The organism is Methylobacterium sp. J-072, assembly GCF_022829425.1.
GTDB lineage: Bacteria > Pseudomonadota > Alphaproteobacteria > Rhizobiales > Beijerinckiaceae > Methylobacterium.
Window position 1 is genome coordinate 42128 of the sequence record NZ_JAKSYK010000024.1, and the last position, 14196, is coordinate 56323.

8 protein-coding genes and 1 tRNA gene are annotated in these 14196 nt (G+C 71.4%); 3 read left to right on the plus strand and 6 right to left on the minus strand.

What is annotated here, in order from left to right; all coding sequences use genetic code 11:
* Positions 1–55: 55 nt before the first annotated feature.
* The 5 genes from MKK67_RS01435 to MKK67_RS01455 all read right to left on the minus strand — a co-directional run bounded on the left by MKK67_RS01435 (position 56) and on the right by MKK67_RS01455 (position 7267).
* Positions 56–1405 carry a CHASE3 domain-containing protein gene (locus MKK67_RS01435; RefSeq protein ID WP_243961351.1) on the minus strand — a complete coding sequence of 450 codons (1350 nt, stop codon included), beginning with the start codon at positions 1403–1405 and terminating at the stop codon, positions 56–58.
* 438 nt (positions 1406–1843) lie between these two features.
* On the minus strand, positions 1844–3142 hold the full coding sequence (locus MKK67_RS01440) for a family 16 glycosylhydrolase (RefSeq protein WP_243961353.1): 1299 nt from the start codon (positions 3140–3142) through the stop codon (positions 1844–1846).
* Between the two features lie 94 nt (positions 3143–3236).
* Positions 3237–4553 (minus strand): HlyD family type I secretion periplasmic adaptor subunit, encoded by a 1317-nt coding sequence (locus tag MKK67_RS01445; RefSeq protein ID WP_243961355.1) that lies wholly within the window; start codon positions 4551–4553, stop codon positions 3237–3239.
* Entirely contained in the window at positions 4550–6274 is a 1725-nt protein-coding gene (locus MKK67_RS01450) for a type I secretion system permease/ATPase (protein ID WP_243961357.1), read from the minus strand. The genes MKK67_RS01445 and MKK67_RS01450 overlap by 4 nt, the downstream gene beginning before the upstream one ends.
* 264 nt (positions 6275–6538) lie before the next feature.
* Positions 6539–7267, minus strand: coding sequence for a lysophospholipid acyltransferase family protein (locus MKK67_RS01455; RefSeq protein ID WP_279595091.1), 729 nt, complete (start codon positions 7265–7267; stop codon positions 6539–6541).
* Positions 7268–7604: 337 nt separating this feature from the next.
* On the opposite strand from MKK67_RS01455, the gene MKK67_RS01460 reads away from it, so the two are divergent.
* The 3 genes from MKK67_RS01460 (at position 7605) to MKK67_RS01470 (ending at position 13781) form a co-directional block, all read left to right on the plus strand.
* Positions 7605–10106: a PAS domain S-box protein gene (locus MKK67_RS01460; protein ID WP_409568354.1), complete on the plus strand. Its 2502-nt coding sequence runs from the start codon at positions 7605–7607 to the stop codon at positions 10104–10106.
* A 118-nt stretch (positions 10107–10224) separates the two neighbouring features.
* A complete protein-coding gene (locus MKK67_RS01465; protein WP_243961361.1) occupies positions 10225–11730 on the plus strand; it encodes an ATPase domain-containing protein in 1506 nt (501 codons plus the stop codon).
* Positions 11727–13781: an ATP-binding protein gene (locus MKK67_RS01470; RefSeq protein ID WP_243961363.1), complete on the plus strand. Its 2055-nt coding sequence runs from the start codon at positions 11727–11729 to the stop codon at positions 13779–13781. Before MKK67_RS01465 ends, MKK67_RS01470 begins: the two co-directional genes overlap by 4 nt.
* A 74-nt stretch (positions 13782–13855) precedes the next feature.
* On the opposite strand, the gene MKK67_RS01475 is transcribed toward MKK67_RS01470, so the two are convergent.
* Positions 13856–13932 (minus strand) — tRNA-Met (locus MKK67_RS01475).
* Positions 13933–14196: the final 264 nt, after the last annotated feature.

Consider the following 14196-nt stretch of genomic DNA (forward strand, 5'->3'; position numbering starts at 1 on the left):
CGGCCTCTCGGTTGGTCACGTCCGCGCCGCTTGCCGGCACAGCTCGAAAGCGCGGCTACAGCGCCAGTTCCGGGAGTGGATCGGCGTCGCGGAGGCGGGCCGGGGCGAGCTCAGTGTGGCCCGGGGCCTCGACCGAAAAATAGGCCATCGGCTCCCGGCGGCCGCGCAGCGGCTCGCGGCTGACCTCCCGCCACGTCGCGGCCGCCGGGCCGGCCGCGCGCCGGACGGCCTCCGAAGCCAGGATCGGGACGCCGTGGGCCTTGGTCGCCTGCTCCAGGCGGGCGGCGACGTTCACGGTGTCGCCCAGCACGGTGAACTCGTAGCGCGCCTCCTCGCCGATGATGCCGCTGAACACCTCGCCGCCATGGAGGCCGATTCCGATCCGCACCGTGGCGTCGTGCTCGCCCTTGAGGTTCCAGCGGGCGATGACCGCGACCAGGTCCGTGGCGAAGGCCACCGCCCGGGCGGCGTCGTCGGCTTGCGCCTCGGGCAGGCCGAACACCACCAGGGCGCCGTCGCCGATGAACTTGTCGACGACGCCGTTGTGCAGCCGAGCCACGCGCATCACCCGCCGCCGGAACGCCGACAGGAAGGCGGAGAGCTGTTGCGGGTCCAGGCGCTCGGCCAGGGCGGTGGAGCCGCGCATGTCGACGAAGGCGATGACCGCCTGCTGCCGCCGGCCGGCCCGCAGGCTGCCGTCGTCGTCGGCCAGGCGCGAGACCAGCTCCTGCGGCAGGAAGCGCGACAGCCGGCGGCGGCGCCCCGCCTCGCGCATGGCCGAGACGGCGAACAGGATCAGCACCAGGACGAGCCCGGCGAGCGCCGCCCAGATCAAGAGCGCGATCCGGGAGACCGCCGCCTGGCGCTGCTCCATCAGGGCCGATTCCTGGGCCTCCATGCGGCGCACGACGGTGCGGATCTCGTCCATCAGGCGCCGCCCGTGCCCTTCCCGGACGAGGGTCCGGCTCGCCTCGATGTCGCCGCTCCGGTGCAGGTCGATGCTGGTGCCGAGCTCGCCGAGTTTTTCCCGGATCAGCAGGATCAGGCCGTCGAGCTCGGCGCGCTGGCTGTCGTCGTCGCGGAGGAGGTCGTGCAGGCGGGCGATCTCGCCGTTGACCTTGGACCGGCCGGCCCGGAACGGCGGCAGGAAATTCTCGTCCTCGGTCAGCAGGTAGCCGCGCTGCCCGGTCTCGGCATCCTGGACCGCCGACAGCACCCGGCCGAGGCGCCCCTCGACCGCCAGGGCGTGGCGCACGGCCTCGCTGCCGCGCTGCTGATAGACCGAGGCGCCCACCGCGATGCCCAGCATTGCCAGGATCACGGCGAGGCCGGCGATCATCCGGTCGACGGTCTTCGAGCGCCCGGGCAGATGCTCGATCACGTCCAGGGCGGCGCGGGCTGTCATGCCGGAGCTGCTAAGGATCGGGACGCGCATGCGCCAGCGATCCCGCGGGCCGGGGCCGCTGGCCGTATGGGCTGGCGCATGGTCGCGCTCCGCGCCGCGGGCACAGCGATCTCCTGTCACGATGGGGGCGGCGGACGATCCGGGCCGGGCCGACGGGTGGAACCGCTAGCACAAAAGACGGCCCCGGCCATTGTTCCCCCCGCATCGGGCAAACATCACGGAGGACAGGGGTTTTCGGCCCCTGCTGCCGCAATCGTGATTCACTCGGGCTGCCTTCGAGGGCGCCCCCGCACCTTCCCTCCCCCGCAGAGGGGGGAGGGAGAGCCGCGCCCCGATGTGTGGATCCGCCAGCCCGCCTGAGAGCGCGAACCTGCGCCTCCGAGGAAGATGGGTTGGATCGTAGGAACGGGCCGGGGCGGTACCTCGGCCCCCCGGCCGCTACAGCCCGAACATGCTCTGGGTCGGGGCGTGCAGCGTGAAGGCGTGGCCTTCGTCGACCCAGCCGGTGCCGGCGTGGCCCTGCTCGATGGAGGTGATCTCCGCGGCGCTGGACGCGTAGTAATGGCGGCCGCTCTCGGTGTTGACGAAGCGCTCGATGTTCATCGCGGCCGATCCGGCGGCGGAGGGATCGCTGTACGCCTCGAAGGCGACGCCGTCGTAGTGGTAGCCCGAGCCGGAGCCGAGCAGGCCGTCCCGCTCGGCTGTGCTGGTCGTGTAGAACGTGTCCCCGGTCGCCGCGTTGGTGAAGTGGAACACGTCCGCGGTGCCGGCGGAGCCTGTGGGCGCGGCCCAGCCGACCCCCTGATACGCGTAGGCCGGTTGGGAGGTCTTGATCGCGTCCCGCTCCGCCGTGCTGGCCGTGTAGAGATGCTGGCCGGTGGACGCGTCGTAGAAGTGGAAGACTGGCTCCAGGCTCGCGCTCGTGCCGCTGTTGGGGTTCGCCTGGTAGGCGCGCAGGTAGTCGATGTTCATCTGGGCCGGGAACGGCGTTGACGCGTCGGCATCGCCCGGCCATGTCCCGCCGATCGCCAGGTTGGCGATCATGTACATGGGCTTGTCCAGGCTGGCGGGGGTGGGCGTCTGATAGACCTCTTGGCCGTCGAAGTAGAAGACCAGGCTGTCCGGCCCCCAATCGACCCCGTAGGTGTGAAAGCCGTCGCTCATGTCGGCGACCTGCGACGCGCCCTGGCTCACCGTGTGGGTGTCGGGGGTCTGGCCGGGCGCGAGGCTGTGGACGGTCGTGTAGAGCGTGCCGGGATCGTGCCCGAGCATCTCCATCACGTCGATCTCGGGGGGCCAGGTGCCGTCCTGCGACAGCAGCCAGAAGGCCGGCCACACCCCCTGCCCGGCCGGCAGCTCGGCCCGCATCTCGAAGTAGCCGTAGGTCTGGCTGAAGCTGTGCGAGGTGTTGATCATCCCCGACGTGTAGGGCTGGCCGCCGAGGTCCGGGAGCAGCGACGGGTCCGATGGGTTGGCCGCGATGGTCAGGACGCCGTTATGGACGCTGAACGGGTTCGGCAGCGCCGCGGCACTGCCATCCGTGGACTGATCGGCCCGGACGTACCATTCCTGCTCCTGATTGAACGGCCGCGTTCCGGTCGCCGTGACGTAGCTGCCCCATTGCGGGCCGCCCGCCGTGTCGAGGCCCGATGTCCCGTTCCAGAGGTCGAGGGTGTTGAACTCGGCGCTGTAGGTCAGGGTCGCGGTCTGCGCGAGGTTTTTGGGGTCGATCGGCATCGGGGCTGGCCTGTCGGTTCTGCCGGATCACGTTTTTGTACAATCAGGGGTTGCAATATTCTTGCCGGCCCGGCGGCGAAGAGGCCGGACCGGCCTACTTCTCGCGAAACGCCCGCCGCGCCTGATCGACCAGGGGCTTGGTGAGGTACGACAGGACCGTCCGGTCGGCGGTCCGGATGAAGGCTTCCACCGGCATGCCAGGCATCAGCTTGGCGCCGTCGAGCCGGCTCAGCTCGTCCTTGGTCACGCCCAGGCGCACGAGGTAGTAAACACTGCCGGTCCGCTTGTCCTCGCTGACATCCGCGGCGATCCGGGTGACCCGGCCGTTGAGCTCCGGCGTGGTCCGCTGGTCGAAGCTCGGGAAGCGCAGGCCCGCTTCCTGGCCGGTCTGCAGCCGGTCGATGTCCTGGGGCGCGACCCGGACCTCGGCCACCAGGGAATCGGCGGTCGGCACGATCAGCAGGATCGGCTCGCCCGGCGCGATCACGCCGCCGCTCGTATGGACCGCGAGCTCGTGCACGTAGCCGGTCTGCGGCGCGCGGATCTCGATGCGCTGGAGCTGGTCGAGGGCGGAGATCCGCTGCTCGGTCAGGGTCGCGGCCTTGGCGCGGTTCTCGGCCAGCTCCTTGGCGACGTCGCTGCGCAGGTTCTGCTCGAGCTGGATGATCTGCAGCTCGGTCTCCGAGATCTTGCCCTTGGTCTGGGCGATGTTGGCCACCAGGACCCCGCGCTCGCCCTTGAGGCGGGACATGTCGCGCTGGAGGCTGGTGAGCCGGGTCAGCTGGATCAGGTTCTTCTTCCAGAGGTCCTCGACGCCCTCGTATTCCCGCCCGATGATCGCGGTCTCCTGCTCCTTGGCGGCGGTCTGCTCGACCAGGCCCTTGATCTCCTCGCGCAGCTGCCCGATCCGCTCGCGCAGCTGTGCCTTCTGGCCCTGGAGCGCGTCGCGGCGGAAGCGGAACAGCTTGCGCTCGCCGTCGACGATCCGGGCGACCTCGGGTCCCGCCCCAGCGAGCTCGGCCGGGAAGGCGGGCTCGTCGCGGCCGTCGCGCTCGGCCTCCAGCCGGGCGTTGCGGGCGGCGATCTCCCACAGGCTCTTGGTGACGCTGTCGTAGGTGGCCCGGGTGGTGGTGGCGTCGAGGCGGACCAGCAGGTCGCCGGCCTGGACGCGGGCGCCCTCCTGGATCGGCAGCTCGGCGACGACGCCGCCGGTCGGGTGCTGCACCTTCTTGATGTTGCTCTCGACCACCAGGGAGCCGGTGGCGATGATCGCCCCGGACAGTTCGGTGGCGGCGGTCCAGGCGCCGGTGCCGGTGGCCAGCACGATCACGGCGGCGACGCCGGCGACGTGCCGCCGGAGCGAGCGCCGGGTCTCGCGGGTCGGGTCGGTGGAGGCCTGGTCCCGCGTCATGCGACCCTCGCGGGGGTCTGCCGGGTCAGGGCGCCCAGCTGCGCCAGGACCTCGTCCCGGGGCCCGTGCAGCCGCACGCGGCCCTCGCCCAGGACCAGGATGCGGTCGACTGCCGCCAGCGCGCTCGGCCGGTGGGCGATCACCACCACGATGCCGCCTCGGGCGCGCACGCCCTGCACGGCCGCCGCCAGGGCGCGGTCGCCATCGACGTCGAGGTTGGAGTTCGGCTCGTCGAGCACCACCAGGAACGGGTCGCCGTAGAGTGCCCGCGCCAGCGCGATCCGCTGCCGCTGGCCGCCCGACAGGCCGAGCCCGCCGGCGCCGACCCGGGCGTCGTAGCCGCCGGGCAGGCGCAGCACGACCTCGTGGACGCCCGCCGCCTTCGCGGCCGATTGCAGGGCCTCCGGGTCGGGCGCGGGATCGAACCGGGTGATGTTCTCCGCGATGGTGCCGTCGAACATCGCGATGTCCTGCGGCAGGTAGCCGACCGCGCGCCCGAGGGCGTCGGGATCCCACTGGTCGATCGCCGCGCCGTCGAGGCGGATCACCCCGCGGACCGGCCGGGCCAGGCCGACCAGCGCCCGGGCGAAGGTCGACTTGCCCGAGCCGCTGGCGCCGATCACCCCCAGGGCGCTGCCCGGCGCCAGGGCGACGTTGACGTCGTGCAGGACCAGGGTGTCGGTCCCGGGGGCGGCGATCGACAGGGCGGTCACGCGCACGCTCTCCCGGGGCGCCGGCAGGGGTGTCAGGGCCTCCGGCTCCCGCCGGGGCAGGAACGCCACCAGCCGGCCCCAGGCCTGCCGGGCGGCCGAGAACGACTTCCAGTTGGCGATGGCGAGATCCACCGGCGCCAGCGCCCGGGCCGACAGGATCGTGGCGGCCAGCATCACCCCGCCGGTGGCCTCCTCGCGCACCACCAGGTAGGCGCCAAGCCCCAGGATCCCGGATTGCAGCACCGTGCGCAGCAGCCGCGCCGTCGCGCCGAAGCCGATGGCGAGGTCGTTGCTGGAGGTGGCGACGTCGAGGTTTTCGCGGGTCCGGATCTGCCAGAGATCGGCCACCCGCGACCGCATCCCCAGGGCGCAGAGCAGCGGCGCGGTCCGGTGCGCCATGTCGGTGAAAGACCGGCGCGCGCCGGCGACCCGCACGGTCTCCCGGGTGGTCTCGGCGGAGGCCCAGTCGGTCAGGACCGTCAGGACGCACAGGACCAGGGCGCCCCCCGCGATCGCCGCCCCGAGCCAGGGATGGAACAGGAAGCAGACCGCGATGTAGAGCGGCACCCAGGGCAGGTCGAAGAAGGCGGTGAGCGCCAGGCTCGACACGAAACCCCGCACGGTGTCGAGGTCGCGAAGCGCCTGGGGGCCGTCGTCGCCGCAGGGCGTCTCGGAGCCGCGCGCCAGCAGGGTCCGGAAGATCCGGGGTCCGAGGCGCTCGTCGACGAGGCGGCCGAAGCGGGCCAGGATCCGGGCGCGGAACACCTCGAACACGCTCTGGATCACGAACAGCATCAGGGCGATGCCGGCGAGCCCGACCAGGGTGGCGATGCTCCGGCTCGGCAGCACCCGGTCGTAGACCTGGAGCATGAAGATCGGGGCGGTCAGCATCAGCAGGTTGATCAGGCCGCTGACGATCATCACGGTGATCAGGGCGCTCCGCCCGGCCCGCACGGCGGCCCGGAATTCCCGGCTCTTGGCAACACGCAACACGCCTTCGTCGGTCACAGGACGGTCTCCCCGGAGACTCGGGTTCGGAAACCCGAACAGAACCCCGCCGCGGGAGCGGCGGGGGCCGGGCCGTCAGATGCCGAGAGTCGAGAGCGCGCCGGGGCCGACGCGCCGGCGCGCGGCGGGGCTGAGGATCGCGGCAGCAGAGGGCGTCATGAACGTCTCCGGTTTCATGACGTAACCGCTTGTGCAACTATGGGTTGCAATCTTCGGCGTCGGTAGGGAGTACCGAGGTTTTGGCTGTGGAGCCGATCGACCTTGTTAGCGCCGTCCCTGCGCCTCGGCCGGGCGCCAGCGGTCGAGCTCCCGGTCGATCGCGCCCTCGGTGCAGCGGAGGAACTCCGCCGCCGGCAGGCCGGGGGCGAGGGCGGCGAGGTAGCTCACCACGATGGTGCCGGCCCGGGTGGCCGCGCCGCGGGGCCAGAACAGGCCCGAATTCACCGCCACCGGCACCACCGGCAGGCGCAGCCGGCCGTAGAGCAGTTCCACGCCGCGCTTGAACTGCAGTGGATCGCCGGCCCGGCCCCGGGTCCCCTCCGGGAAGATCAGCACCGAGCGACCCTCCGCCACCGCCGCCTGGCTGCCCTCGATGATCGCCCGCAGGGCCTGGGTGCCGTTGGCGCGGTCGATCACGATCATCGGCGAGCGCCGCAGGAACCAGCCGACCACCGGGATCGCCAGCAATTCGCGCTTGGCCACGATGGCCACGTCGGGCACCAGCACCAGGAAGGCCAGGGTCTCCCAGGTGGATTGATGGTTGGCCACGAGCAGGCAGGGCTCGGCCGGGAGATGCTCGCGCCCCTCCTCGACGTAGCGCAGCCCGACGATCCGGTGGAGTCCCGCCAGGACCCCGCGCGCCCAGAGCCGCGCGGCCGTCCGGACCGGCCGCGCCGGGGCGCCGGCGAGCGCCAGGACGACCAGCGGTGCGACGAACAGGGCCGTCCAGGCGGTCCAGTAGACGACGAACAAGAGGGAGCGGGCGTGCACCAAGATCGGGCCTCACCTAGGCCCGGGGCGGGGCGGTTCAGGGGCATAGCGCCTCGCGGAACGGGGCGCACGGCAAATTCAGGCCGGCTCGAAAGCCGGAGGCGACGACGCGGACGCCGTGTCGGGCAGTATTTCTCCCCTAACGCGCGCGCAAGTCCGCCGATCCGTATCCGTATCCGGATGCCGGACGGGGACTTGGCGTCACCATCCGCAGGGACCACAAGGGCCGCTCTCGGCAACCGACCGTGCCGAACCCGGAGAACGGCCGCCGCCCAGCGGCGTTGTCGCACGGTTGAGGCGGGTGTGGACGCGAGCGAAGGAGACCGCGTTGGCGAGGGTGATGGGGCACGCGGATGACGGGAGCGCTGTCCGGGACGGGCCGGCTGCCGTCGCGGGCGGCGGCGCGACCGGTGCCGCCATGCGCGCGCTCGACTGGTCGTCCTCGACCCTCGGTCCGCCGCAGGACTGGCCCCAGTGGCTGCGCGCCGCCGTCAGCCTGATGCAGGGATCCGGCTTCCCGATGTTCGTGGCCGCGGGCTCGGAGCTCGGCTTCCTCTACAACGACGCCTACCGGGACGTCCTCGGCAGCAAGCACCCGGCCGCGATGGGCGCGCGCTTCCCCTACATCTGGGCGGAGATCTGGCCCGACATCGCGCCGTTCGTCGCGGCCGCGCTGGCCGGCGAGGCGACCTGGGTCGAGAACCTGCCCCTGGTCATGAACCGCCACGGCTACGACGAGGAGACCTGGTTCACCTTCTCCTACGCGCCGCTCCGGGACGAGGCCGGCGCGGTGGTCGGCCTGTTCTGCACCTGCACGGAGACGACCGCCCGGATACGGGCCGAGACGGCCCTGCGGGAGAGCGAGGCGCGGTTCCGCAACATGGCCGACCATGCCCCGGTCATGATGTGGATGGCCGGCCCCGACGGGGCCTGCACCTATCTCAACCGCCGCTGGTACGACTATACCGGCCAGAGCGAAGCGGACGGCCTCGGCCTCGGCTGGCTCGACGCGGTCCATCCGGACGACCGGGATGCGTCCGGCCGGGCGTTCCTGGACGCCAACGCCCGGCACGGTGCGTTCCGGGTCGAATACCGCCTGCGCGGCGCCGACGGCCGCTATCGCTGGTTCATCGACGCGGCCCAGCCCCGCCTCGGGGCGGATGGCGGCTTTCACGGCTATATCGGCTCGGTCACCGACATCCACGACCGCAAGGCCGCCGAGGAGCGCCTGGTCGAGACCACCCGCCGGCTCGACGCCATCCTCAACAACACCTCGCAGGCGATCTTCCTGATGGATGACCGCCAGCACTGCAGCTACATGAACCGCGCCGCCGAGACGCTCACCGGCTACGCCCTGGAGGAGACCGAGGGCCGCGCCCTGCACGACGTGGTGCATCACACCCGGCCGGACGGATCGCCCTACCCGCTGTGCGAATGCCCGATCGACCAGGCCTTCCCGGAGAACGAGCGCGAGCAGGGCGAGGAGGTCTTCGTCCACAAGGACGGCTCGTTCTATCCCGTCGGCTTCACCGCGAGCCCGATCCGGAACGAGCGCGGCGAGCCGATCGGCACCGTCATCGAGGCCCGCAACATCGAGGAGGAGCTGCGCGCCAAGGCCGCCCTGGAGGCGTTCAACGCCACCCTGGAGCGGCGCGTCGAGGAGGAGGCCGCCCAGCGCGCGAAGGTCGAGGAGGCCCTGCGGCAATCGCAGAAGATGGAGGCGGTCGGGCAGCTGACCGGCGGCATCGCCCACGACTTCAACAACCTGCTCACCGGCATCTCGGGCAGCCTGGAGCTGCTGCAGACGCGCATGAGCCAGGGCCGGATGACCGACCTCGACCGCTACATGACCGCCGCCCAGGGCGCGGCCAAGCGGGCGGCGGCGCTGACCCACCGCCTGCTCGCCTTCTCGCGCCGCCAGACCCTCGATCCCAAGCCCACCGACGTGAACGCCCTGGTCCACGGCATGGAGGAGCTGGTCCGCCGGACCGTGGGCCCGTCGATCCATATCGAGGTGGTCGGCTCGGCCGGGCTGTGGCCCGCCCTGGTCGACCCGGGCCAGCTCGAGAACGGGCTCCTGAACCTGTGCATCAACGCCCGCGACGCCATGCCCGACGGCGGCCGCATCACCATCGAGACCGCCAACCGCTGGCTCGACGACCGCACCGCCCGCGAGCGCGACCTGCCGCACGGCCAGTACCTGTCGCTGTGCGTGACCGATACCGGCACCGGCATGACCCCGGAGGTGATCGCCAAGGCGTTCGACCCGTTCTTCACCACCAAGCCCATCGGGCAAGGCACCGGGCTCGGCCTGTCCATGGTCTACGGCTTCGCCCGGCAATCCGGCGGCCAGGTGCGGATCTATTCCGAGGTCGGACAGGGCACGACCGTGTGCCTCTACCTGCCGCGCTTCCATGGCGACATCTCCGCGGCGTCCGCGATGCCGGACCTCGCCCCGGCGCCCCGGGCCGAGCAGGGCGAGACCGTCCTCGTCATCGACGACGAGCCCTCCGTGCGCATGCTGGTGACCGAGGTGCTGGAGGATCTCGGCTACCTCGCCATCGAGGCCGGCGACGGCCCGTCCGGGCTGAAGGTCCTGCAATCGGACGCGCGCATCGACCTGCTGATCACCGATGTCGGCCTGCCGGGCGGCATGAACGGCCGGCAGGTGGCCGATGCCGCCCGTGAAACCCGTCCGGGTCTCAAGGTGTTGTTCATCACAGGTTATGCGGAGAATGCCGCGGTCGGCAACGGGTACCTGGATGACGGCATGCAGGTGCTCACCAAGCCGTTCGTGATCGAGGCCCTGGCCTCGCGCATCCGCGATATGATCGAAGCCTGAGGCCCGTGCGCCGTCCCGCGGGCCGGCCCGGCTCCGGCGCTGACACGGCACGGCGCAGTTGTTACCGTGCGCGCCGCACGGACTATACGTTGCGTTTGGGGGAGCGTTGAGCGAGCCGATGACCGACACCGACACGGCGCTCCCGGATGCCCCGGCGCCGCGGATCTCGACCGGCATTCCCGGCCTGGACGACATCCTCTGCGGCGGCCTGACCCCGAGCCGCCTCTACCTGCTGGAGGGCACGCCCGGGACCGGCAAGACCACCCTGGCGCTCCAGTTCCTGCGCGAAGGCGCAGCGCGCGGCGAGCCGACGCTCTACGTCACCCTGTCCGAGACGAGCCAGGAACTCCGCGCGTCCGCCGCGACCCACGGCTGGTCGCTGGACGGCATCGAGGTCTACGAACTCGTCAGCGAGATGGGGCTGGATCCCGACAGCGAGCAGTCGATCCTCCACCCGTCCGAGATCGAACTCGGCGAGACCGTCCGGGAGGTCATCGCCCGGGTCGAGGCGCTCAAGCCCGAGCGGGTCGTGTTCGATTCGCTCTCGGAGCTGCGCCTGCTCGCCCAGAACCCGCTGCGCTACCGCCGCCAGATCCTGGCGCTCAAGCAGTTCTTCGCCCGGCGGGCCTGCACCGTCCTGATGCTCGACGACCGCACCTCGGAATCCGGCGACCTGCAGCTCCACAGCATCGCCCACGGGGTGATCTCGCTGGAACAGACGTTGCGCGAATTCGGCTCCGAGCGGCGCCGGCTGCGCATCGTCAAGATGCGCGGCATCAAGTACCGGGGTGGCGACCACGATTTTTCCTTGGAGACCGGGGGGATCCGGGTGTTCCCGCGCCTGATCGCCGCCGAGCATCACACGCCGTTCGAGGCTAAGACGCGCTCCACCGGGACGGGCGCGCTCGACCTTCTGCTCGGCGGCGGGTTGGTGCCCGGCACCAACACCCTGCTGCTGGGCCCGTCCGGGGTCGGCAAGACGACCACCGCCATCCGCTGCATGCTGGCGGCCCTGGAGCGCGGCGAGACCACGACCTACTACCTGTTCGACGAGGGCCTCGCGACCCTGCTCAGCCGCGCCACCGCCCTGGGCATGGACCTGACCCCGCATCTCAAGACCGAGCGCCTGACGATCACGCAGATCGATCCGGCCGAGCTCTCGCCGGGTGAGTTCTCCAGCATGGTCCGGCAGGCCGTGGAGGAGCGCCGGTCCGGCTTCGTCGTGATCGACAGCCTGAACGCCTACCTGCACGCGATGCCGGGCGAGGAGTTCCTCATCCTGCAGATGCACGAGATGCTGAGCTACCTGAACCAGCAGGGCGTCACGACGCTGCTGGTCCTGGGGCAGCACGGGGTGATCGGCGAGGTCCGGACCGATATCGATCTCAGCTATCTCAGCGATGCGATCCTGCTGTTCCGGTTCTTCGAAGCCAGGGGCGAGGTCCGCACGGCCCTCTCCGTGGTGAAGAGCCGGGTGAACGCGCACGAGCGCACCATCCGCGAGATGCGGTTGTCGGCGCACGGGATCCAGGTCGGTGAAGCCCTGACCGATTTCGAGGGGGTGCTCACGGGTCTGCCGTCCTATCGCGGCGCGGTGGCGATGCTGGGCGGCGGCGGCCGGTGACCGCGTCGACGCAGGACGAGGCGCGTATCGTGATCCTGGCGCCGCGCGGCCGCGACGCCGCGGTGGCCGAGCAGGTGCTCGCCCGGGCCGGCACGCAGGCCGCCATCTGTGCCGACCTGGCCGGCTGGCTGGACGCCCTCCGGGCCGGTGCCGCCGCGGCGCTGGTCACCGAGGAGGCCCTCGGGGATACCGGGCCGCCGGCCCTGTTCGCATGGCTCGAGGCGCAGCCCGCCTGGTCGGACTTCCCGTTCATCGTGCTGGCGACCCGCCAGCAGGGGCATCGCTCCCCGCGGGCGTCCCAGTTGCTCGCCCGGCTCGGCAACGTGGTCCTGCTGGAGCGCCCGATCAACGCCGAGACCCTTGTCAGCGCCACCGCCGCCGCCCTGCGGGCGAGGCGCCGCCAGTACCAGGCGCGCGAGCGTCTCCTGGAGCGCGAGCGCGACCGGGAACAGCTCCGGCTCGCCAACGAGGGGCTGGAGCGGCGCGTGACCGAGCGGACCCGGGAGGTCGAGACCGCCCACGAGACCCTCGCCTTCGCCCTCGACGCCGCCGGAATGGGATCCTGGGACCTCGATTATGGCACCGGCGCGTCCCGGCGCTCGCCCCGCTTCGACGCCGTGTTCGGCTACGACGCGCCGCAATCGTTCTGGAGCCGGGAGACCTTCCTGGCCCATGTCGTCGACGAGGATCGCGACGGCGTCGAGCGCGCCTTCGCGACGGTCGGCCAGACCGGCCGGCTCGACCTCGAATGCCGCATCCGCCGGGTCGACGGGGCGGTGCGCTGGATCGCCCTGCGGGGGCAGGTCAAGTACGACGCGGCGGGCGCGGCGACCCGGATCGCCGGCATCCTGATGGACCGCACCGACCAGCACGTCACCGAGGAGGCCCTGCGCCAGGCCCAGAAGATGGAGGCGATCGGCCAGCTCACCGGCGGCGTCGCCCACGACTTCAACAACCTGCTCACCGTCATCGTCGGCGGCCTCGACATGGTGCTCCGGCGGCCGGAGCAGGTCGACCGGGTGAAGCGGCTCGCGGAAGCCGCCATGGGCGCGGCCCGCCGGGGCGAGCAGCTGACCCAGCAGCTCCTCGCCTTCTCGCGCCGCCAGATGCTGCGGCCGCAGACCCTCAACCCCAACCGCCTGCTCCTGGACTTCAAGCCGCTCGCGGAACGCGCCGCCGGCGGTGCGGTCGAGCTGGCCTTCGACCTCGACCCCGCCCTCGACCCGATCCGGATCGACCCGGCCCAGTTCGAGGCGGCGGTGCTGAACCTGATCGTCAACGCCCGCGACGCCATGGAGGGTCGCGCCGGCCACACAAGGATCGCCGTGACGAGCCGCAACGTCCATCTCGGCACCGGCGCGGTCGCCGAGAAGGGCGTGGCACCGGGCCCCTACGTGCTGGTCTCGGTGACCGATACCGGCGCCGGCATCCCGCCGGACAAGCTCCAGCGGGTGTTCGAGCCGTTCTTCACCACCAAGGAGGTCGGCAAGGGGACCGGGCTCGGGCTCAGCCAGGTCTACGGCTTCACCCGCAGCGCCAACGGCTTCGTCGACATCGCCTCCGCGGTCGGTTCCGGCACCACCGTGAACCTCTACTTCCAGCGCTCCACCGACCCGGCCGACGAGGAGACCGGCGCCGGCGCGCTGCGGACGATTCCCCTGCGCCGCGCCGGCGAGGGCGAGACCGTACTGCTGGTCGAGGATGACGAGCAGGTGCTCGGCATGGCGGTGGAGAGCCTGGAGGAGCTGCGCTACCGGGTCATCATCGCCCGCAACGCGGCCGAGGCCTTAGGCCATCTCCGGGACGTGGAGCGCATCGACATCCTGTTCTCGGACGTGGTCATGCCGGGCGGCATGAACGGCTCGCAGCTCGCCGTCGAAGCCCAGCGGGTGCGCCCCGGGATCAAGGTGCTGCTCACCTCGGGCTACGTGGCCAATCTCGACGAGGGCCAAGTGATCGGCCACGGCGAATTGCCGGTCCTGAACAAGCCCTACCGCCGCGACGAACTCGCCCGGTCCCTGCGCCTGGTCCTCGGCGGCGAGGGCCGCTGAACCCCGAACACGAAAAACCCGGTCCGCGCGAGCGGACCGGGTTTTTGATGGTGGTCGAGTAGTGGGAAAAGATTTGGTTGCGGGGACAGGATTTGAACCTGTGACCTTCAGGTTATGAGCCTGACGAGCTACCGGGCTGCTCCACCCCGCGCCAAGGTTGTGCGGCTGGTCCGGGCTGGCTGTTCGCCTGTGTCGGCGGGCTCCGGGCCAAAGGGCTCAGCCCTTTGGGGGGGTTCGGGGGCGGAGCCCCTGATGCATCGAGCGAAGCCCGACAGCAGGGCGCTGCCCGCGACCCCCAAAAGGTCCCGGACCTTTCGAAACCCTAATCGGTCTCGCCCCGCAGCGGTCGGGCCAGCAGGCCGGCAATCACGTCCTCGACGCCGGCCCGGCCGGCCACGATCGCAGCCACGGCCTG

Coding starts and splice junctions, on each gene's coding strand:
- MKK67_RS01435 (WP_243961351.1), bottom strand. CDS start 1,405: ATGACAGCCCGCGCCGCCCTGGACGTGATCGAGCATCTGCCCGGGCGC.
- MKK67_RS01440 (WP_243961353.1), bottom strand. CDS start 3,142: ATGCCGATCGACCCCAAAAACCTCGCGCAGACCGCGACCCTGACCTAC.
- MKK67_RS01445 (WP_243961355.1), bottom strand. CDS start 4,553: ATGACGCGGGACCAGGCCTCCACCGACCCGACCCGCGAGACCCGGCGC.
- MKK67_RS01460 (WP_409568354.1), top strand. CDS start 7,605: ATGGGGCACGCGGATGACGGGAGCGCTGTCCGGGACGGGCCGGCTGCC.
- MKK67_RS01465 (WP_243961361.1), top strand. CDS start 10,225: ATGACCGACACCGACACGGCGCTCCCGGATGCCCCGGCGCCGCGGATC.